This window comes from Gilvimarinus sp. 1_MG-2023, from assembly GCF_030548285.1.
Genome location: NZ_JAUOSC010001249.1, coordinates 1 through 258 on the forward strand (window position 1 = coordinate 1; position 258 = coordinate 258).

Genomic DNA, 258 nt, shown 5'->3' on the forward strand with positions numbered 1-258 from the left:
GGATGACACCAATGAAAAAGACCGTAATGGCCGTCGCACTGGTTGCACTGGCTCCCTTGTCAGCACAGGCTGATCTTCTGTTTACCGTTGGCGCCAAGGCCAGTGTCTGGAATGCCGATCCTACTGGACAGATCGATTCTGACGTATCGGTTGAAGAAGATGGATTAAATATGGAAGAAGAAAATGGTCAACAGCTGACCGTTTTTTTTGAACATCCAGTCCCTTTTATTCCCAACGTTAAAATCAAGAGCACCAGTC

At 46.9% G+C, this 258-nt stretch carries 1 pseudogene; it reads left to right on the plus strand.

What is annotated here, in order from left to right:
• Positions 1–11 precede the first annotated feature (11 nt).
• A pseudogene (locus Q4563_RS20865) lies at positions 12–258 on the plus strand (hypothetical protein); the annotation flags it as partial.